Raw genomic sequence first — 19,424 nt, 5'->3', positions numbered from 1 at the left:
CCTTTCTTCCCGACCTCTAACCCACAATAGAAAGAATAACCCCTGATCTTTGTGGATATGTTGCAACACGACGTCATTATTGTCGGTGGTGGTTTGGCTGGCTGCCGCGCTGCCCTTGAGATTAAAAAGAAAAATCCAAACTTTGATGTGGGACTCGTCGCGAAAACCCACCCGATCCGCTCCCATTCCGTGGCGGCCCAAGGGGGGATTGCTGCCAGCTTGAAAAATGTTGATCCAGAAGATAATTGGGAAGCCCACGCCTTCGATACGGTCAAAGGTTCTGATTACCTCGCCGATCAAGATGCCGTCGAAATTTTGACGAAAGAAGCCCCCGACGTAATCATTGAGTTGGAACATTTAGGGGTTTTGTTTTCGCGCCTAGAGGATGGCCGCATTGCCCAGCGCGCCTTCGGGGGTCATTCCCACAAACGGACTTGTTATGCTGCCGATAAAACAGGTCACGCGATCCTCCATGAACTGGTGAATAACCTACGGCGCAATGGGGTCACAATCTACGACGAATGGTACGTGATGAACCTGATCTTTGAGGAGAATCAGGCGAAGGGCATTGTCATGTATCACATCGAAACTGGACATTTAGAAATTGTCCAAACGAAGGCCGTGATGTTTGCAACGGGGGGCTATGGCCGGGTATTTAATACAACGTCCAATGATTTTGCTTCCACCGGAGACGGTTTAGCGATGACGGCGGCGGTGGGGTTGCCCTTAGAAGATATGGAATTTGTGCAGTTCCATCCGACCGGACTTTTTCCCGTCGGTGTTTTAATCTCGGAGGCAGTGCGTGGTGAAGGAGCTTATCTGAGAAATAGTGATGGCGATCGCTTTATGGAAAAATACGCCCCGAAGCAGATGGAATTGGCCCCACGGGATATTACTTCCCGGGCGATTACCCTAGAAATTCGGGCCGGACGGGGCATTCATCCCGATGGTAGTGCGGGCGGCAATTTTGTCCATCTCGATCTCACCCACATGGGTAAGGAAAAAATTATGGAGCGGGTGCCCTTTTGTTGGGAAGAAGCCCACCGTCTTGTCGGCGTGGATGCCATTAATGAACCGATGCCTGTGCGTCCCACGGCTCACTATTCCATGGGCGGCATCCCCGTGAATACCGATGGTCGGGTGCGGCGCAATGGTACTGAATTAACCGAGGGCTTTTTTGCGGCGGGGGAATGCGCCTGTGTTTCTGTCCATGGGGCCAACCGTCTCGGCAGTAATTCCCTTTTAGAATGTGTGGTCTATGGCCAGCGGGTCGGTGGCAAGATTGCCGATTATATTGGCGATCGCCCTTTCCCAGAGATTAACGAACAACAATATTTAGACGAAGCCAAAAATCGCATCGGGCAACTTCTCAATCAATCCGGCAATCTGCGCATCCATAATCTCAGGCAGCAGTTTCAAGACGCCATGAGCGACCATTGTGGTGTCTTTAGAACTGAGGCAACCATGGCGGCAGGGCTAGAACAAATTCAACATCTTAAGGATCAATACAATCATCTTTTTCTCGATGACAAAGATATCCATTGGAATACGGAACTGATTGAAGCCCTAGAGTTACAGAGCATTTTAAAAGTCGGAGAAGCTATTCTTACCTCTGCTTACCACCGCAAAGAAAGTCGGGGGGCGCACTCCAGGGAAGATTTTCCCACCAGGGATGATCAAACCTATCTAGCTCATACCCTAAGTTTCTGCAACGACACAGGTGTAACGATTGAGTATATGCCCGTCGTCATTAATCGTTTTGAACCCAAAGAGCGCAAGTATTGAAGCCCTCAGCCCTTCTCAAAGGTGGTGCTGTGGCATCTTGCCCAAGAATACGGATTGAGGTTCCTTAGAAAAGACTTACCATGTTAGGGGAAGCGTCACCGTTGCAGGGCGTTGACTGGTCGTTTCTAAATCTAAAGCTTGCTCGACCTGTTGATAAATTTGGGCGGCTTCTTCAGGAGAATTCCCAATGCTGGTCAGCCCTAATTTGCCAAATTCTGAAAGGGTACCCATCAGGTGAAACACGCTCCCTGTTTTCGTACTGCTGTCGAAATGGAGGCCATGGGCGGCGATGATATCCATCAAATCACTGGGCAGGAGGCCTTGGTATTGGGGTTTCTGGAGATTGTCGGAGGCAATGTAGTATTTTTTCTGGTGTTGGGGGGTGAAGAATGACCCTGTAGCGCAGTCATAGAAGCCGTTGGTTAACAGTTGCAATGTCATCAGCGGATGGGTGGTGCCCCCTTTGCGGAGGTTAATTTCAATGGCCTGGAGATCCCAACTGTGGTCGGGGTTTTCGGTGGCGATAAAATCAACGCCATAGCGTTCCATCGCTCCCTTTTCAGCGAGAATCTTGCCGACTTTTAGGCCCAGTTCCTGTAACTGTAGGCGATATTCGCTGGCGGCTGGAAAATGGCATCCTAAGTAAATTTGGCCATCCTGTCCCCCCAGAATTTGGTCGTGGGTCGAGAGGATTTGGACTTCGCCACTGGGCGTAATTAACCCTTGGACACTGGGCGATCGCTTTGGATCTCCTTCGATAAAGGCTTCGGCGATCGTCCCTAGTTCGGGAATGCGCGAGGCAAAATTATCCCAGGTTTCGTCGCTGGCCTGGAAACTGAGCTTGGGCAAAGCCGCCGCAATCTGTTCACAACGTTCCGTAAAACTTGCACTTTGTGGCAGAGCAGGCAACTTCAACACTGCATTCCCTTCCCCTGAAAACCCCTCGTTTAGTTTGATCACAATCCGTTTGAGGTGGGGTTGCCGCTCCCACAGTTGCGCCGTAACCTGGATCAATTCCGGCACCGTTTTCACCAAAGCACTGCCATCGGGAAAAGGAACACCCGCCGTCTGAAAGATCTCGCGACTGCCACTTTTCGAGCCCCAATAGTTCAGGCTGGGGCTGGCGGCAAAGAGGGGAATTTGCAGTTTTTCTGACAGTTCCTGTTCTAGGGGCGTTGAGTTGTAACACACCATATAGGACTGGTTGGGGCGCAGGGCGCGGCGAATTCTTTCCACCAGCCGGGGCCGCTCCAAAATCTTTTGGGTTAAAGGTTTGTAGGAATTATCATAGGTGGTCACCAACAACAGGCGATCGCGGGCATGGGAAAACGGAATTCCCGATAGGAGCTGGAGATAATAGTCAATAATTAAGGGAGCGAGGGGTTGGGCGGTAACGTAAATCAAGCGCGTGTGGGGATTGCGCAGGCGAATCAGTGAGAACAGTAACCGCTCTTCATAGTGCAAAAATCCAGGCACCTTCTGGCCGACCCGCTGATCCACACTAAAAGAAGGCACCACTAAAATATCTTGATCGTCCGCCTCAAAATCAGCAGAATCTTGCCAACGCTGGCGCAGTTGCTGTTGTAATGCCGCAAAGGTCTGGAAAGAAGGATTATGCACCGTTTTTTGCCCAGATCGAACTCATAGGATTGTTTTTGACTACCCTACGTTTGATCTTAAATTTTTCTGTCCAGCTTACAAAAAAGCTAAACAACACTTAAACCAAGCATTGCCCGCAGGGTGAAGTAAAGAAACGCAAAGACACCCACCAAAAGCCCAATCGTGGCGGTGGCCGTCGCTTTATTTTTAAAAAATAGCGGCTTCAGCCATTCAAATACACTGATAAAAATCCCCAGGATCAAACTGATCATGTAACGGGGGTAGCGGAGGACGTTCTCAAAAAACTCTTGCATAGCACCGGAGGGGGAATTTTATGGGTTTAAATAGGGAAGATTTTATGGCTTCAAATTGTAGCATTCCCTTCTGCGTTCCCAGTTTTCCCCTGCCAAGGTAGGCTTGGTAAGATTAATTCATTTTTTATTTCCTTAGCCCTTACCTTCACCTTCGCCATGGACACCCTGCAACTCGTTCTCAATGGTCTGTCGGTCGGGAGTATCCTGGCCCTTGCTGCCGTGGGACTGACCCTAACCTACGGGATTCTGCGCTTATCCAATTTTGCCCACGGGGACTATATGACCCTGGGAGCTTACATTACCTGGTTGAGTAATTCCCTGGGGTTAAATATTTGGCTGTCGATGGTAGTAGGGGCCTTTGGCACCATTGGTGGGATGCTCGTGGCAGAAAAATCACTCTGGCAGCCGATGCGGGATAAGCGGGCGACACCGACAACTTTGATCATTATCTCCATTGGTTTGGCACTGTTTATCCGTAGTGCAGTGCTGTTTATTTGGGGCAGTGGCAATCAACAATATGATCTCCCGGTGGTGCGGGCCATTAACTTGACCGAACTTGTAGGACTCCCGGAAACGGTGCCAGATTTGCGCATTGCCTACTATCGGGTCGTGGTGATGGTGCTGACAGTTTTAGTAATTTTAGGGCTGCATTTTATCCTGCAAAATAGCAAGATTGGCAAAGCGATGCGGGCAGTGGCTGACAATATTGACCTGGCACGGGTGTCTGGCATTGATGTGGAACGGGTGGTGCTCTGGACTTGGATTATTACAGGAACTTTAACGGCGATCGCCGGTAGTATGTACGGGCTGATCACCACGGTGCGGCCGAATATGGGCTGGTTTTTAATTTTGCCGATGTTTGCTTCTGTGATCTTGGGGGGCATTGGCAATCCCTACGGGGCGATCGCCGGTGCTTTTGTGATTGGCATTGCCCAAGAACTCAGTGTGGCTTGGCTCGGCCCAGACTACAAGCTGGGGGTGGCGCTGTTTATTATGGTGGTCTTGCTGTTGGTACGGCCCCAGGGTCTTTTTAAGGGCACCATGTAAATGGCGTCTTAAAGTCCATATCGGTGAATACTGTTCTAAAATTGCTTAATTGATATGTTGAGTAAACACGAGCGCCATGGGTAATCGAAAAGCACTGGTAACAGGGATCACCGGACAAGATGGCTCTTATTTGGCGGAGTTACTCCTCGAAAAGGGTTACGAAGTTCATGGCATTATCCGTCGCGCTTCTACCTTCAATACCGACCGCATTGACCATCTCTATGTCGATCCCCATACCCCCGACGCTCGATTCTTTCTTCATTACGGGGATCTCACCGATGGCACATCCCTAGGAAAATTAATCGAAAAAATCCAGCCCCATGAAGTTTACAATCTGGGTGCCCAGTCCCATGTGCGGGTGAGCTTTGATTCGCCAGAATATACCGTAGATACCGTGGCGATGGGGACACTGCGTATTTTAGAAGCGATTCGGGACTACCAGGAACGGACGGGCAATGAGGTGCGCTTTTACCAGGCCGGTTCGTCGGAAATGTTTGGCCTTGTGCAAGAGGTGCCTCAAAAGGAAACGACCCCCTTTTATCCCCGCAGTCCCTACGCCTGTGCCAAGGTCTATGGCTACTGGCAAACGGTGAACTACCGCGAATCCTATGATCTGTTTGCTTGCAATGGCATTTTGTTTAACCATGAAGGGCCGCGCCGGGGGGAAACCTTCGTTACCCGGAAAATCACCAGGGCGATCGCCAGAATTATCGCCGGACAGCAGGACAAACTGTACCTCGGCAACCTCGATTCCAAGCGGGACTGGGGTTATGCAAAAGACTATGTGCGGGCGATGTGGCTGATGTTGCAGCAGGACAAACCCGACGACTATGTCATTGCCACAGGGGAAACCTATTCAGTCCGCCAATTTTTAGAAACAGCCTTCGCCTACGTCAATCTGAACTGGGAAGATTATGTCGCCTTTGACCGCCGTTATCTCCGCCCTGCCGAGGTGGACTTACTCATTGGCGATCCTACAAAAGCTAAAAAACAACTGAACTGGGAGCCGAGTATTGATTTTCCGACCCTCGTCGGGATCATGGTCGAAGCAGATCTTGCCATTCTGGGTTTACCGCCCCACAATCCAGCGATGGGCAAACTCTACGAGGCAGATCAAGCCTATATCCGCCAAGCAACCGGCAGCCGCGTTGATTAGTGGGTGTGTCCATCCTCTGGTTCGTCTAGGTGCTCCGAAGCGTCACGATAAAGATTAAGAATGTGGTGATCCTTGAGGCGATAAATCACATTCCGCCCTTCCTTGCGATAGCTCACTAAGCGTGCCGTGCGCAGGGTTCTTAGTTGGTGGGAGACAGCCGATTCACTCATTTCAACGGCGGCGGCGAGTTCCCCCACCCGCATCTCTCCGGTGGCCAGGGCCGAAAGAATACGCCAGCGGTTGGCATCCCCCAAGACACCAAAAAATTCGGCCATCCGTTGGGCCTTGGCTTGGTTCAAGATTTTGCCACTGTGGTCTGTCATGGTTCGCTGATCTAAACAATACCTGAATAGTTGTTCATGTGTTAATCTAAAAATGTGAACAATCGTTCAACTATTTAAGACAATACCTTGGAGGTTTAAATCATGGTAACTGTGACCCAAATGAAGTGTGCCTGTGAATCTTGCCTTTGCATCGTGGATCTCAATAGCGCTATCCAAAAGGAAGGTAAGAGCTATTGCAGCCAAGCCTGTGCCGATGGCCATCCCGCAGGGAGTGAAGGCTGTGGCCATGGGGGCTGTACTTGTCACCAATAGAGCCACCAATAGAAAGAAATTGAGCCAAATTTATAAGCTGAAGCAATACCCATCACCGAAGCTGGGTATTTTTTTTGATAAAGATTGATTTAGTTGAAGTTTAAAGTTGCTCTAGGGCAGCCTGGGCAATTTCTCGGTTGATCAAAGCGTCTTCGTAGTCTGGGTCAATGGCGAGGGCTTGGTCATAGCTGGCGATCGCCTCGGTATAGCGCCCCAGTGCTTCGAGGGAAATACCGTGATTATTCCAGGCTTCGGCGTCGTCGGGATCGAGTTCTAGGAGGGCGGCATAGGTGGCGATCGCTTCTTCATGGCGACCTAAATCGGCCAGAACATAGCCTTTATTAAACCAAGCATCCACATCTGCGGGATCTAACGCTAGTACTTGATCGTAGCTGGCTAATTCTTCTTCATAGCGTTCCAGAAAGCCCAGGGCAATACCCCGGTTATACCAAGCGTCCACATCCCCCGGATCCAGTTCCAGGGCGCGGTCATAGCTGGCCAGTTCTTCTTCGTAGCGCTCTAAAGCTCCTAACACAACGCCCCGGTTGTACCACACCAGGTTTTGATCGGGGTCAAGGGCGATCGCCTGATCATAGCTGGCCAATTCCTCTTCGTGCTGCCCCAAGGCCCCTAGGGTAACGCCCCGCCAGATCCAAAGCTCTGCATCGTTCGCATTCAAAATCAAGGCGGCATCGTAGGCCGCGAGGGCCAGTTCATATTGCCCTTGGTCGTAATATTCATTGCCCTGGAATACCAATTCATCCACTGAATCGGCGGTCATGCCAGCACCTTGGGCGAAGAGGCAAGGAGTCGAACCACAGGGGCGCGCTTGGGCGATCGCCGGCGTCAATGTTCCTCCCAAAACCAAGGCTAGACCCATACCACCCAACAGCCTAGAAAAAATACGCACCATGGGAACACTCCACCAAATATTGCCGTTCTTCCATCATAGTCAGAATTACCGTTGCCGCTGCTTTTCCTAGGGGGAGATGTTTACAATCAACAACGGTTCCCCGTAGTTTCGCTGTCTAATCTCTGAATTCCAGTGAGGGAAAGCCGTTCCTTGAGGGCTTGGATCGTTCGTTGGGTCCGGGGTTCACACCAATGGGGCGCAATCTCTGCTAGAGGCACCAACACAAAGGCCCGTTCCTGCATCCGGGGGTGGGGCACTTGCAAATGGGGCAGATAAATTATGTCCTGGCCATACAAAAGCAAATCCAAATCCAACGTCCGCGCCCCCCAACGTTCCCGCCGCTCCCGCCCAAATACTTGCTCGATCGCCAACAGGATTTCGAGGAGAGCTTCGGGACTGAGATTGCGCACCTGACCAGTCACGCAACCATTGATGTAGTCCGGTTGTGGCGGGCCGACCGGGGCTGTGCGGTACCAAGTAGACCGAGCTGTTAGGGCGATCGCCGGATGTTCGCTCAAATGTTGAATGGCATTTTCTAAAATTTCTAAGGAGTTACCCAAGTTACTTCCGAGGGCGATCGCCACATCCACAGCCCGTTCCATTGCAAAAAATTTCCCCGTATTCATGCCCCAAAATCATAGCCCGAACTTCACCTTTTCCCCTGACCCCGAACCAGATACTATGGTGTAGGCAAAAATCCCCCCCTCGCAACACCACACCCAAATAATGGAGGAAACCAAGGTGGCAACCCGCGTCATAATCGTGCGTCACGGACAAAGTAGCTATAACGCCCTCAAAATGATCCAGGGCCGTTGTGATGAATCAGTACTCACCGACAAAGGCTGTGCCGACGCCGCCACCGTAGGCCAAACCCTCCAGGGCATCGACTTTGCTGCGATCTATTGCAGCCCTCTCCAACGGGCAAAGCAAACCGCTGAAATTATCCACCAGCACCTCGACAAAGCCCCCGCCCCCATCACCAGTGAGGGTCTGCTAGAAATTAATTTGCCCCAGTGGGAAAAACTCCTCAAAAGTGACGTCAAAGAACAATATCCAGAAGCCTATCGCCTCTGGCACGACAATCCCGCCGAATTTGTGATGACCCACGCCGATGGGAGCGAACATTCCCCCGTCAAAGACCTCTATGACCAAGCCCGACAATTTTGGCAGGAAATCCTTGCCAAACACCAAGGGGAGAATATTCTAATCGTCGCCCACAATGGCATCAACCGCTGTTTACTGATGAGTGCGGCGGGCATCCCCCCCAGTAAATATCAGAGCATTCAACAATCCAACTGCTGCATCAATGTGCTGAATTTTGTCGGCCAGTTGGGAGACATTGTTCAATTTGAATCGATTAACCAAACGGCCCACCTCGGCCTATCCCTCCCTAGCTACCGTCCGGGCCACAAAGGTCTCCGTTTGCTGCTGGTGCGCCACGGGGAAACCAACTGGAATAAAGAAGGGCGTTTCCAAGGCACCATGGATATTCCGTTAAATGAGAATGGCCAAGCCCAAGCCGCTAAAGCCCGTGAATTTCTCAAGGATGTGACCCTGCATTTCGGCATGACCAGCCCCATGAGTCGGCCCAAAGAAACCGCTGAAATCATTCTGCAAGCCCACCCTGGGGTGGTGTTGGGTGCCCACCCTAAATTAGAAGAAATTGGCCATGGTCTCTGGGAAGGCAAACTAGAAGCTGACATTGAAGCGGGCTTTCCCGGCATGCTGGCCCAGTGGAAAACCAAGCCAGAAACCGTCCAGATGCCAGAGGGGGAAAATCTCCAACAGGTGTGGGACCGGGCCAACGAAGCTTGGGATGAGATTGTGGCGCAGTACAGCCAAACCCCAAATCAAGTGGGTTTAGTTGTTGCCCATGATGCCATTAACAAGGTGATTCTCTGTCGCTTGATGGGACTACAGCCCCAGGATATTTGGGCGGTGAAACAGGGGAACTGTGCAGTGACGGTGATTGACTACCTCCAGGGGGCAGACAGTGAACCGGTACTCCAGGCGCTGAATATTACGTCGCACCTCGGCTTTGGGGTGATTGATCAAACGGCAGCCGGAGCTTTGTAAGCCTGGGAAAAAATGAGGGGCGATCGCCATCCCCTATAATCAAGTCTGGAAAATTTTTGTAGCAACAATAACGAGCGTGTGTAATGGGTAAAATTGCGTGGGTCTTTCCGGGCCAGGGATCTCAAACGGTGGGCATGGGCGTTGATCTTGCCGAACATCCCGTCGCCAAAGCAAGATTTGCTGAAGCAGAGGCAATCCTCGGTTGGTCAATTCTCGAAAAATGCCAGGGGGATGAAGCGACCCTCTCCCGCACCCTTTACACCCAACCCTGTCTCTACGTGCTAGAGGCGATTCTCTGCGATCGCTACCGGGAAAAAGCGCCCCAGGTGGACTTTATGGCGGGCCACAGCCTCGGTGAATATTCCGCCCTCTATGCGGCTGGGGTCTATGATTTTGCCGCTGGTTTGCAATTAGTGCAAAAGCGCGCCCAACTGATGGATCAAGCGTCTGGGGGGAAAATGGCGGCCCTGATGAAGTTTGACCGTACTGAATTAATAGAAAAAATTGCGGCAACCGAGGGAGTGACCCTCGCCAACGACAACAGCGAACAACAAGTTGTCATCTCTGGTACCCCAGAAGCCGTTGATGCGATTATGAATGGTGTTAAAACCAAGCGGGCGATCGCCTTGAATGTTTCTGGTGCGTTCCATTCCCCGTTTATGGCCGAAGCCGCCGCCCAATTTGAAGCGATTCTCGATGCCGTTACCTTTGCCGATGCCCAGGTACCCGTACTGTCCAATGTCGATCCCCAACCGGAAACCCAAGCAGCCGCCCTCAAGGAGCGCCTCAAGGCCCAAATGACCGGTTCTGTCCGTTGGCTCGAAATCATGCAGCAACTGAGCGCCCTAGAAGTTGCTGAGGCCGTAGAAATTGGCCCAGGTAAAGTGTTAACGGGTTTAATTAAGCGCACCTGCAAAGACATGGCCACGGCAAACATTGATACCCTCGCCAGTATTGGCTAGGCTCAAGGCATACCAAACCACTGCGCCCAAAGGGAACGATGATTTATTTAGATTCGGCGATCACCACCGAAGCCACCGAAGCCGTGGCCTGGGGTTGGGTCAAGGGCATTACCACCAATCCCACCCTCCTGGCCAAAAGCGACGCGCCCCCGGAAGTGACCCTAAAAACCTTGGCGGCCATCACGCCTGGAGAACTCTATTACCAGTTAGTCAGTGAAGACTGTGAGGGGATGATCCGCGAGGCCCACCGGGCACGGGAAATCATTGGCGATCAGCTCGTGCTTAAAATTCCCGCCACTTTCAACGGCTTTCAGGCTTTGCCCAAACTCTCTCCAGAAATAAGCTGCTCTGTCACCGCCATCTATCAGCCGACCCAAGCGTTAATCGCTGCAGAAGGCGGCGCCAAATATGCGATCGCCTACGTGAACCGCGCCACAAACCTCCAGGGGGATGGTGGCAGCCTCCTCCGCTCTATGAAAGCTCTGTTACAAGGAAGTGAAACCACGATTCTGGCCGCCAGCCTTAAATCCGCCGCCGAAGTCACCCATGCCATAATTGCTGGGGCAGACCACATTACCGTTCCTTTGGCTCTGCTCAAAACCCTGACTACACATCCCTTATCGGAAGAAACCAAAGCCGAATTTAATCACTTAGGGTGTGGTTTACGCTAAACAGATTTCAGAAAAGGTTGTCTATACTGAGAAAAGACTTTACAAAACTTCATCATAAGCGTTCCCTTGATGACCTTTCTCGACAATCTCAAAAAACCAACCCTCTTCGGCCATGCTGTCACCCCAGAGTTGTTTGCTCTGTTGACGGTGTATTTCGTCCAGGGGATTCTCAATCTCTCGCGGCTTGCGGTGAGCTTTTTCCTCAAAGACGATCTCGGCCTAACCCCGGCAGAAGTGGCAGCCCTTACGGGACTCGCGGCATTTCCCTGGGTCGTCAAGCCCCTTTTCGGCTTTTTGTCGGATGGCTTTCCGATCTTTGGGTATCGACGACGCTCTTACCTAATTTTGGCGGGCTTACTCGGTTGTGGCGCTTGGGCAGCAATGGCCACCATTGTCCAAGCACCCTGGTTGGCAGCAACGATGATTGTCTTGAGTTCGATTTCCGTGGCGATTAGTGATGTGATTGTCGATTCGGTGGTGGTCGAACGCGCCCGGGCTGAATCTTTGGATAAAGTCGGGTCACTCCAATCCTTGACCTGGGCAGTGGCGGCGGTGGGGAGTTTAACAACGGCCTATTTGAGCGGTTGGTTACTGGAGCAATTTAGTACCAGGGTTGTGTTTGGGATTACGGCCATTTTTCCGCTGTTGGTATCGGCGATCGCCTTGTTAATTATTGAGCAACCCCGTGAAGCCATATCCCTAAAAGCCACCACCGATAACATTGGCAACCAGATGAAAACCCTCTGGGGAGCAGTACGGCAGAAAAAAATTCTGTTGCCCACGGCCTTTGTTTTCCTCTGGCAGGCAACCCCCAGTGCCGATTCAGCCTTTTTCTTTTTTGTCACCAACGAGCTAGACTTTAACCCGGAATTTTTAGGGCGGGTGCGCCTAGTCACTAGCTTTGCGGCCCTGGCGGGGATTGCCATCTACCAAAAATATCTCAAGCAAGTTTCGTTCCGGAAAATGTTGGGGTGGAGTACCGTCATTTCCGCCGTGCTTGGTTTTACAACCCTCATTCTTGTGACCCACGCCAACCGTGCCCTCGGTATTGATGATCGCTGGTTTAGCTTGGGAGACAACTTAATTCTGACCGTTACCGGCGAAATTGCCCTGATGCCCATTCTGGTGTTGTCAGCGCGTCTGTGTCCGCCTGGCGTCGAGGCAACGATGTTTGCCCTGTTGATGTCGAGTTGGAACCTGGCGGGTTTGCTGTCCCATGAGTTGGGGGCTCTTCTCACCCAGTGGCTCGGAGTGACAGAAACCAATTTTGACCGGCTCTGGCTTTTGGTAACCATCACGAACCTGACGACCCTATTGCCCTTGGTGTTTTTGAAATGGCTCCCGGCAGGCGATCCCCAGGCTGATCTTGAAGAACACACCACGTCCCCTGTAGAACTTTACGAACACCACGCGGCGATTTCAGGAACAGAATCGGCCCTTTTCCCGACGGTAGAACCGAATTTGGTGGGTTCCCAGTCGGAAAAACAATCTTAGAAATGTCGTGCCAGCAATGGTGCGGGTCAAAAATCTGTGAAACAAAAGTGCGCAGACTAAAGACTAGACTTACAATGGTTTGTCAACATGATCTTTTTTGTCTGGGACATCCCCTTACCATGGATTTTAGGCTTTGATGTAAATGCTTAACCTACAGTTTTATCTCCGTCGTGCTCGCCGCTGGATTAAACCAATCCTGCTGGGGGCTGTGACCTTGGCCCTTGTGTTGGGGTTTAATCTCCTGCCCCAGCCACAATCAACACCCCTGGCGATCGCCCAAGCCCAAACCCGCGTTAGTATCAACAACAGTTGGCGACAGGCTTCTTTTCCCGTCGAAAATTTTCAAAGTTACACATCTGGGTTTGGCTATCGCACTTCGCCCACCAGTGGTCAACGCCAATTTCACCAAGGCTTAGACATTGCTGCTCCCCTCGGTAGCTATATTCGTAACTGGTGGAGTGGTAAAGTTGTGGGCCTTTCGGATAACACCGCCTGCGGCACAATGATCCAGATTAAATCCGGTGATTGGGAACATATCTACTGTCACCTCAGTGGCTATGTTTCTTCCTCTGGTCAAGGGACTTTCCTCATGGATCGCAACGGTGGCATTCAGCTTTGGCTTGGTCAGGAAGTGAGCGCTGGCACTCGCATTGGTCGCGTTGGCATGACCGGACGCACCACTGGCCCCCACCTCCACTGGGGCTTGAAATATTCCGGGAACTATGTCGATCCGGCCCTTGTGCTCCAGGCAATGTACAACCAACCCACGGCTTCCCTGGATGATTTGGTACAGCCCACGTAGTCAGTTTTTTGGCTTATTCAAAGGGGGCGATCGCCCTTTGGGATAAATCCCCCTGTGCCGCCACTGAGGCTAATAGTTGCAGGGGGGTTAATTTTTTGAGCAAGCTTAACTGCATCTGATTACGCACCAAAAGAGCCCCCGCAAACCCCAGGGAATTCACTGGAATTTTTTCATACTGATCCTGGGCCCGTTGCACCAGCAACATCCAACGGCGGGTAACGAGGAGATTATAGGCTTGGGTTTGCCAACCGGGGTTGAGCGGCCCGTCAATAAAGCGGAGAAAACGCAGCAGGGCAAGGTAACAATCGAACAAAATTTTGCCGTCGTAATCCTGGGGTAGGGAGATAATCCCGTGCAGGAAAGGAAATAAAGGAATCTGCTGGGGCTGCATCCGATCATTGAGCTGGGACAACACTTGGTCGATGGGCACTGAAAAGGTTTCCCCATTGCTCTGGAAAGGGATCAATTGCAAATGTTTGTGGGGTTGACTCGCCCCGGCGATCGCCCCAGCGTTATAAAAGGCCAAGCCATCGAGACGTTGAAGACAATGGGCCAGGGCAGTAAAATCAGCTTCCATTAACCAGGTTTCCTGGGGCTGAAACTCCCGGGTGATGATCAAAATATGGTGATCGACGACGTTAAATTTATTCAGCAGACAGACATGGTGGGGCGTCAGATCACAAACAAATAAATCCTGTTCGTAGGGCAAAAAAGGATTCACCTTCGCTTTTTCTTGCTTCGCTTGATAATTTTCCTTGCGGTCGAGTTGCTCTAAAATGCGCACCACAAAGGGAATCCCATGGTCAACAATCACTTCCTGGGCCGTGGTCAAAGAATGCAGCGCCCCTACCTGTTTGGCGTGGCGCGTGGTGTGTTGAATTTTGGTCAGCAATTCATTCATAGGGTGCTGGGGCGATCGCCACACGACTCAACATCCCAAAGTTTAACGGATCAGTTGTTCCGCTTCACCCTTGGGGTGGGGTTGACCGAGGCTAAATTCCGTCTCTGGATCAAAAAAGTGGAGTTGCTCTAAATCAAAGGCCAACCAGACTTTTTCCTGGGGGGCAACCTTAGCCTTGGGGGGAATGCGCACCTTGAGATTGTGTAGCGGCAAGTCAACGGGGTGAGCCGAGAGGAAGGTTTCATTGCCCAGGGCTTCGACAAGATTGATCGCCACTTCAAGATTTTCGGGGGCGGCAGTACTGAGGCTGAGGTGTTCGGGCCGGATGCCCAGGAGGAGCGATCGCCCCTGGTAGGGCTGGAGTAATGGTCGCCAACCTTCTGGGACGGGAAAGCGAAATTGGGGATGTTCAACGATGCCAGCGACGGTCAACTGCACTGACAGAAAGTTCATCGGTGGCGAGCCAATAAATTCCGCCACGAAGCGGTTTACCGGACGATTATAAACTTCAAGGGGCGGGGCCACCTGGAGAATTTCCCCTTGGTGCATCACCGCAATGCGATCGCCCATGGTCATTGCTTCGGTTTGATCATGGGTCACGTAAATTGTTGTAATCCCCAGTTGACGCTGGAGTTGGACGATCTGGGCGCGGGTTTCACTGCGCAGGGCCGCATCCAAATTAGAAAGGGGTTCGTCCATCAGAAAAACCTGGGGATTGCGGGCGATCGCCCGCCCCAAAGCAACCCGTTGTTTTTGGCCGCCGGACAATTGTTTCGGGAGTCGTGTGAGGAGATGGTCAATCTGCAACAGTTGGGCGACCTGCTGCACCTTTTGGCGGATCTGTAATTCGGCAGTCGGTTGATAACGCAGGGATTTTGGGAGTGGTCTGGTGACGCCCCGCCAAGTATTTTGCAGCCAATGGCTTTTCGTTTCTGCCGTGGGCATCCGCCGCAACCCAAAGGCAATGTTGTCATAGACATTGAGGTGGGGATACAGGGCGTAATTTTGGAACACCATGGCAATGTCTCGCTGTTTAGACGGGAGATCATTCACCGGGCGATCGCCAATGGCAATTTGTCCCGTTGTCACCGTTTCGAGGCCCGCGATGAGGCGCAATAACGTACTCTTACCACACCCAGAAGCTCCCACCAGCACCATAAATTCCCCCGCCTGGATCTGGAGGTTAATCCCCCGCAAGACGGCGGTCATTTTTCCGGTGGAGCGATCCGCGAAAGATTTGTGAATATCGTTGAGTACAACCTGGGCCACGGCAATGTTTTCCCATCAACAGAGAAGCAGTGATGCTTATGGTATCGCACCCTTGTCCCTAGGGTTCCATCTCCGGTTGAAATGCCCGGCGGTCGAGTTCTGTGAAGAAAGCCTGGACGGTTGGCGTATCAAATACAGCTTGGGTGGCCTGGATCAACTTTTCGCCCCAGAGGTTTTCCACGAGGAAATCAATTTCGCCGTAACGACCATCGAGATCTAGGGCGGTACGGGTCAGTTCTAAGCCCTTCGCGCGATCGCCCTTGGTGTAGGTGGCCACGGCAACGGCGAGTTGGGGCTCTGCGGCGGTGGGGTCGAGGGCGATCGCCTTTTGCCAACTGGTAATGGCGGCATCAACCTTGCCTTGTTCGTACTGAATCAAGCCAATATTATTAATCCCCGGCCAAAAGGTGGCATCGAGGGCAACGGCTTGGTTGTAGGTGGCGATCGCCGCATCATATTGCTTGAGTTTGTACTGGGTATTGCCGAGATCAAAGAGGGTTTCGATGGAATTGTCCCCAAGCTGGGTAGCCGTTTTCAGCGACCGTAGTGCCCCTTCGTAATCTCCCTGTTGGAAATAGGCCGACCCCAAAATACTATGGACACCACTTTCACGGGGATTGAGTCGTTTTGCTGTGGTGAGAGCCTGAATCCCGGCATCAAGTTCCCGCTCTTGCACGAGGAGAGTGCCCAAAATGTACCAAGCTTCAAAACGTTCTGGCACCAGTTGGGTCGCGAGTTTGGCCCGGGGAATCGCCCATTCATATTGTTGGAAGCGAGAAAGTTGAATTGCATCTTCGATGAGCATCAGCCCCTGTTGTTCCATTTGGGCCTGGTCAAAATCCCGCCTCAGGGGCAGTACCGCCTGCGATCGCACAGGACTATTTCCCATCCACAACACACTAACACAGGCTCCAAGGGCAACTAACCAACGATGTTTAGGCACGGTTCAACTCTTCACGAAATAACGATTCTTAAAACCAAGTCTAGCGACTTTCCCCCGCAATTGACGTAAAACCATTGTAAAAAGATTCCCCACGGGGGACTATTTCAATTTTGAAGGATTACAGTAGACTACGGATTAGTCCTGTTCACGCAACCCCCCGCAAAAATTCCTATGATTGGTGCCCTTGTCACCCCCAAAAAAGTTGTTTTGTCCTTGGCGGCCTTAGCTGGTGGGGTGCTACTCATTGGTCTGCCGGTGGCGAGAATGTTTGGCGATCGCCAGGCAGGGGTGAATGAAGAACAACTGGCAGCCCTGACCGTTCCCGTTGAAGTGGAAAATTTAGCGGTGCGCATCGAGGCCAACGGCATTGTCGAACCGATCCAGAGCGTCAACATCAGTCCCAAAACCCCCGGTCGCCTCGCCCAACTGCTGGTGGAACAGGGAGATGTTGTCACCGAAGGCCAAGAACTGGCAATTATGGACAATAGTGAATTGTATGCCGAGGGGATTCGTGCTGAATCTCTGACGAAACAACGCATTGCCGAACTCCGGGCCACAGAAACCCGTATCCAGGGAGAAATTGAAGAAGCCCGCGCCCGCTACATTCGCACCCAAGCCCAACTGCAACAGGCGGAACAACGCATTCCCAAAGAAATTGATCAAGCCAACGCGCAACTAGCGGCAGCCCAAGCCAATCTCCAGCGCACCCAGGACAAGGTTGAACGCTTTGAAACACTCCTCGACAGTGGGGCGATCGCCCAGGAAACCTATGACGATGTCCGCAACGAATTTGACAATGCTAGCGCCCGCTTTTTTGAAGCCCAGCAACGGTTAGCCCAGGTCAGAAATACCGCCAATCCCGAACTCGAAGCCCTTACCGCTGCCACCGTCGAGGCCAGAGCGAGCCTAGATCGCCTCGAACGCAACGCTGAACCCCAGCTGACTCAACTGACAGCGGCCCTCGAACAGGCCCAGGCCCAGCGACAAATTGCGGCGGTACAGTTCCAAGACAGCATTATTCGGGCGCCCTTTGATGGGGTAATCACCCAAAAATTCGCCACCGAAGGGGCATTTGTAACGCCAACAACTGCCGCTTCGAGTACGGCCTCGGCCACCTCTTCATCCATTTTGGCCCTAGCGCGGGGTTTAGAAGTGGTCGCCAGGGTGCCGGAGGTAGATATTCAGCAAATTGAACCGGGCCAAGATGTGGAAATTGTTGCCGATGCGGATCCCGCCCAGGTGTTTCGGGGACGGGTGTTGTTGGTGGCCCCGGAAGCGATTGTCGAAAATAATGTGACTTCCTTTGAGGTGCGCATTGCCCTGTTATCGGGTCGGGAATTTCTCCGCTCGAAGATGAATACTGACGTTACTTTCGTCGGCCAAAACTTAACTAATGTGATGACAGTGCCCACGGTGGCGATCGCCACAGAAAATGGCGAAACCGGAGTTCTCATTCCTGATGCGAATAACACCCCCCAATTTAAGCCTGTGATCATCGGGGCGACCGTCGGCGATCGCACCCAGATTGTCCGGGGCGTCACCCCAGAAGACCGGGTCTTTATTGACCTCCCAGAAAACCTAGAGCGGCCTGAATAATTTTAGATTTACTGGGGCAGAGAATCCGATAAATCCACCCCGCACTGGCGACAAAACTCTGTATATTTGTAGGTTTTTGCCGCACAGTTTGGGCAACTAATCCATTGTTCAAATCCACAAAAAGGACAAAATTGATCGTCTTTACGGAGCCGACTACTACATTGAATGCAGCGCTGTTTTTGAATGCGACTTTTTGCCTGGACTTTGGGATTAAAAACAAACCGCTGGAGAAATTTAATCAAGCCAAAGCCCAACAGCGGAATAATCAAGATCAGCAGATAGCTAGAAATAAAAACTAAGCCGCCAAAAATTGCGATCAAGACATCAAAAATTGCCCGCACTAGATTCCCAAACTGGATAAATTGGAGAATTTTAATGAGCAGGGGGATCAGAAAAATAAGTAATAAATGCCAACTTAAAAGCGCCTGGGTTCCCCGGTGCCGCTCCACGGCCTGACGATGCCAAAAATAGCTAATCAAAATCAGCGGTAAGAGGAAAAGGGTCTGCAAAAAGAATTGCCGATTGGGGTGCCAAAATTCAGCCCGTTCAAAATCCTGTTTCAAAGTGGCAAAAAATTGGCGATCGCCAATGGCCGTTAAATAAGCCTGTACCTCTGATTGATTAAGAAGCTCGGCTTTTTTACGATCTAGGGTCTCGGTCAGGGTCGCTTTTTGGGCTTCGGCGGTCTCAATGTCCGCCTTCGTTTGGGCTGCCGTTGTTTCGTTGATCGATTGATTCGGATCTTGGCCTGCAATTTCTTCTAAAAGCGTCGAATCATATTGCTCTTTGTAGGTGGCAATGCGTTGGTTGACTTCATTAATTTGGGTTTGTAAATTCTGAATCTCTTTGGATAAAGCCAGGGTTTCCGGATTTTTTACCGTTGGTGTGAGGGTCAAAAGGCGATCGCACTGGCTAGAAACTTCCCCCAAGCGCCCTTCTGTTTCAACGGGCTGAATATCTTGGGAAGGATAATCCCCCAACATTTCCATTACCCAGGTGAAGTCTTTATCGGAGTGATCGCTATTTTGATAGGTCTGATAAACCCGGTAGCAAGGATACTGTTCCTGGGGCGAAAGGGGCCAGTTACCAACACTATCAAGACCCTGAAACACGTTGATCAACACAAAAATGTCGATCAAAATCAGGATTACAATACTCACTTTATTGAGTGGTTCCTGGCGGACATGGGTCGATTTACGGACAAGATTCCGCCAAAGACGCTTCAGCCAACGCACCATAAAATAAGTCCCCCGTCGTTTTCTCTACTCTAGGAAAAGAAGCTCCAACGGGGGAACCTTGG

At 51.6% G+C, this 19,424-nt stretch carries 19 protein-coding genes; 10 read left to right on the top strand and 9 right to left on the bottom strand.

The features are described from left to right. Positions 1-57: 57 nt before the first annotated feature. Positions 58-1,785, top strand: a complete 1,728-nt coding sequence (locus FEK30_RS02490) for a succinate dehydrogenase/fumarate reductase flavoprotein subunit (RefSeq protein ID WP_138071585.1) — start codon at positions 58-60, stop codon at positions 1,783-1,785. Between the two features lie 75 nt (positions 1,786-1,860). Here the strand turns inward: FEK30_RS02490 and FEK30_RS02485 are convergent, their stop codons facing one another. After that, positions 1,861-3,405 (bottom strand): peptide ligase PGM1-related protein, encoded by a 1,545-nt coding sequence (locus tag FEK30_RS02485; RefSeq protein ID WP_138071583.1) that lies wholly within the window; start codon positions 3,403-3,405, stop codon positions 1,861-1,863. Positions 3,406-3,491: 86 nt separating this feature from the next. Then, a complete protein-coding gene (locus FEK30_RS02480; RefSeq protein ID WP_138071581.1) occupies positions 3,492-3,698 on the bottom strand; it encodes a DUF751 family protein in 207 nt (68 codons plus the stop codon). A gap of 156 nt (positions 3,699-3,854) precedes the next feature. On the opposite strand from FEK30_RS02480, the gene FEK30_RS02475 reads away from it, so the two are divergent. Then, complete coding sequence (locus FEK30_RS02475; RefSeq protein WP_138071579.1) at positions 3,855-4,745, top strand: branched-chain amino acid ABC transporter permease; 891 nt, start codon at positions 3,855-3,857, stop codon at positions 4,743-4,745. Positions 4,746-4,821: 76 nt separating this feature from the next. Then, entirely contained in the window at positions 4,822-5,901 is a 1,080-nt protein-coding gene (gmd, locus tag FEK30_RS02470; protein ID WP_138071577.1) for a GDP-mannose 4,6-dehydratase, read from the top strand. Here the strand turns inward: gmd and FEK30_RS02465 are convergent. Continuing rightward, positions 5,898-6,224 carry an ArsR/SmtB family transcription factor gene (locus FEK30_RS02465; RefSeq protein WP_012308159.1) on the bottom strand — a complete coding sequence of 109 codons (327 nt, stop codon included), beginning with the start codon at positions 6,222-6,224 and terminating at the stop codon, positions 5,898-5,900. The genes gmd and FEK30_RS02465 overlap by 4 nt on opposite strands. A 102-nt stretch (positions 6,225-6,326) precedes the next feature. On the opposite strand from FEK30_RS02465, the gene FEK30_RS02460 reads away from it, so the two are divergent. Continuing rightward, a complete protein-coding gene (locus tag FEK30_RS02460) occupies positions 6,327-6,497 on the top strand; it encodes a metallothionein (protein ID WP_012308158.1) in 171 nt (56 codons plus the stop codon). A gap of 100 nt (positions 6,498-6,597) precedes the next feature. Here FEK30_RS02460 and FEK30_RS02455 read toward each other — a convergent pair whose 3' ends face one another. Together FEK30_RS02455 and folK are read right to left on the bottom strand one after the other, a co-directional pair. Further along, positions 6,598-7,410, bottom strand: coding sequence for a tetratricopeptide repeat protein (locus FEK30_RS02455; protein WP_138071575.1), 813 nt, complete (start codon positions 7,408-7,410; stop codon positions 6,598-6,600). An 86-nt stretch (positions 7,411-7,496) separates the two neighbouring features. After that, entirely contained in the window at positions 7,497-8,012 is a 516-nt protein-coding gene (gene folK / locus FEK30_RS02450; protein ID WP_255447920.1) for a 2-amino-4-hydroxy-6-hydroxymethyldihydropteridine diphosphokinase, read from the bottom strand. A gap of 139 nt (positions 8,013-8,151) precedes the next feature. Between folK and FEK30_RS02445 the strand changes: the two genes are divergently transcribed. From FEK30_RS02445 to FEK30_RS02425, 5 genes are all read left to right on the top strand, one after another. Continuing rightward, positions 8,152-9,486, top strand: a complete 1,335-nt coding sequence (locus FEK30_RS02445) for a histidine phosphatase family protein (RefSeq protein ID WP_138071571.1) — start codon at positions 8,152-8,154, stop codon at positions 9,484-9,486. Positions 9,487-9,569: 83 nt separating this feature from the next. Continuing rightward, entirely contained in the window at positions 9,570-10,448 is an 879-nt protein-coding gene (fabD, locus tag FEK30_RS02440; protein WP_138071569.1) for an ACP S-malonyltransferase, read from the top strand. 38 nt (positions 10,449-10,486) lie between these two features. Further along, complete coding sequence (locus tag FEK30_RS02435; RefSeq protein WP_138071567.1) at positions 10,487-11,119, top strand: transaldolase family protein; 633 nt, start codon at positions 10,487-10,489, stop codon at positions 11,117-11,119. Positions 11,120-11,188: 69 nt separating this feature from the next. Then, the gene (locus FEK30_RS02430; protein WP_138071565.1) at positions 11,189-12,613 is read left to right on the top strand and encodes a folate/biopterin family MFS transporter; all 1,425 of its coding nucleotides are present in this window, start codon (positions 11,189-11,191) and stop codon (positions 12,611-12,613) included. A gap of 142 nt (positions 12,614-12,755) precedes the next feature. Beyond that, positions 12,756-13,415, top strand: coding sequence for a M23 family metallopeptidase (locus tag FEK30_RS02425; RefSeq protein ID WP_030007788.1), 660 nt, complete (start codon positions 12,756-12,758; stop codon positions 13,413-13,415). A gap of 13 nt (positions 13,416-13,428) precedes the next feature. Here the strand turns inward: FEK30_RS02425 and FEK30_RS02420 are convergent, their stop codons facing one another. From FEK30_RS02420 to FEK30_RS02410, 3 genes are read right to left on the bottom strand one after another with little or no spacing between them, the layout of a single operon-like run. Further along, positions 13,429-14,316, bottom strand: a complete 888-nt coding sequence (locus FEK30_RS02420; RefSeq protein ID WP_168191108.1) for an ATP adenylyltransferase family protein — start codon at positions 14,314-14,316, stop codon at positions 13,429-13,431. Positions 14,317-14,358: 42 nt separating this feature from the next. Beyond that, on the bottom strand, positions 14,359-15,585 hold the full coding sequence (locus FEK30_RS02415; protein WP_138071561.1) for an ABC transporter ATP-binding protein: 1,227 nt from the start codon (positions 15,583-15,585) through the stop codon (positions 14,359-14,361). 58 nt (positions 15,586-15,643) lie between these two features. Continuing rightward, positions 15,644-16,528: a tetratricopeptide repeat protein gene (locus FEK30_RS02410; RefSeq protein WP_138071559.1), complete on the bottom strand. Its 885-nt coding sequence runs from the start codon at positions 16,526-16,528 to the stop codon at positions 15,644-15,646. A 171-nt stretch (positions 16,529-16,699) separates the two neighbouring features. Here FEK30_RS02410 and FEK30_RS02405 point away from each other — a divergent pair, with 171 nt between their 5' ends. Beyond that, on the top strand, positions 16,700-18,124 hold the full coding sequence (locus FEK30_RS02405) for an efflux RND transporter periplasmic adaptor subunit (RefSeq protein ID WP_012308147.1): 1,425 nt from the start codon (positions 16,700-16,702) through the stop codon (positions 18,122-18,124). 8 nt (positions 18,125-18,132) lie between these two features. Here the strand turns inward: FEK30_RS02405 and FEK30_RS02400 are convergent, their stop codons facing one another. After that, entirely contained in the window at positions 18,133-19,362 is a 1,230-nt protein-coding gene (locus FEK30_RS02400; protein WP_138071557.1) for a zinc ribbon domain-containing protein, read from the bottom strand. Positions 19,363-19,424 lie beyond the last annotated feature (62 nt).

The organism is Picosynechococcus sp. PCC 11901, from assembly GCF_005577135.1.
Taxonomy (GTDB): Bacteria; Cyanobacteriota; Cyanobacteriia; order Cyanobacteriales; family MRBY01; genus MRBY01.
Note: the sequence above shows the minus strand (reverse complement) of the source record. Positions and strands in the feature narration are given on the sequence as shown.

Excerpts from the sequence above, each read along its gene's own strand:
- gmd (WP_138071577.1), top strand. The coding sequence starts at position 4,822 with ATGGGTAATCGAAAAGCACTGGTAACAGGGATCACCGGACAAGATGGC.
- FEK30_RS02405 (WP_012308147.1), top strand. The coding sequence starts at position 16,700 with ATGATTGGTGCCCTTGTCACCCCCAAAAAAGTTGTTTTGTCCTTGGCG.
- FEK30_RS02490 (WP_138071585.1), top strand. The coding sequence starts at position 58 with ATGTTGCAACACGACGTCATTATTGTCGGTGGTGGTTTGGCTGGCTGC.
- FEK30_RS02480 (WP_138071581.1), bottom strand. The coding sequence starts at position 3,698 with ATGCAAGAGTTTTTTGAGAACGTCCTCCGCTACCCCCGTTACATGATC.
- FEK30_RS02425 (WP_030007788.1), top strand. The coding sequence starts at position 12,756 with ATGCTTAACCTACAGTTTTATCTCCGTCGTGCTCGCCGCTGGATTAAA.
- FEK30_RS02460 (WP_012308158.1), top strand. The coding sequence starts at position 6,327 with ATGGTAACTGTGACCCAAATGAAGTGTGCCTGTGAATCTTGCCTTTGC.
- folK (WP_255447920.1), bottom strand. The coding sequence starts at position 8,012 with ATGGAACGGGCTGTGGATGTGGCGATCGCCCTCGGAAGTAACTTGGGT.
- fabD (WP_138071569.1), top strand. The coding sequence starts at position 9,570 with ATGGGTAAAATTGCGTGGGTCTTTCCGGGCCAGGGATCTCAAACGGTG.
- FEK30_RS02420 (WP_168191108.1), bottom strand. The coding sequence starts at position 14,316 with ATGAATGAATTGCTGACCAAAATTCAACACACCACGCGCCACGCCAAA.
- FEK30_RS02430 (WP_138071565.1), top strand. The coding sequence starts at position 11,189 with ATGACCTTTCTCGACAATCTCAAAAAACCAACCCTCTTCGGCCATGCT.
- FEK30_RS02475 (WP_138071579.1), top strand. The coding sequence starts at position 3,855 with ATGGACACCCTGCAACTCGTTCTCAATGGTCTGTCGGTCGGGAGTATC.
- FEK30_RS02455 (WP_138071575.1), bottom strand. The coding sequence starts at position 7,410 with ATGGTGCGTATTTTTTCTAGGCTGTTGGGTGGTATGGGTCTAGCCTTG.
- FEK30_RS02400 (WP_138071557.1), bottom strand. The coding sequence starts at position 19,362 with ATGGTGCGTTGGCTGAAGCGTCTTTGGCGGAATCTTGTCCGTAAATCG.
- FEK30_RS02465 (WP_012308159.1), bottom strand. The coding sequence starts at position 6,224 with ATGACAGACCACAGTGGCAAAATCTTGAACCAAGCCAAGGCCCAACGG.
- FEK30_RS02435 (WP_138071567.1), top strand. The coding sequence starts at position 10,487 with ATGATTTATTTAGATTCGGCGATCACCACCGAAGCCACCGAAGCCGTG.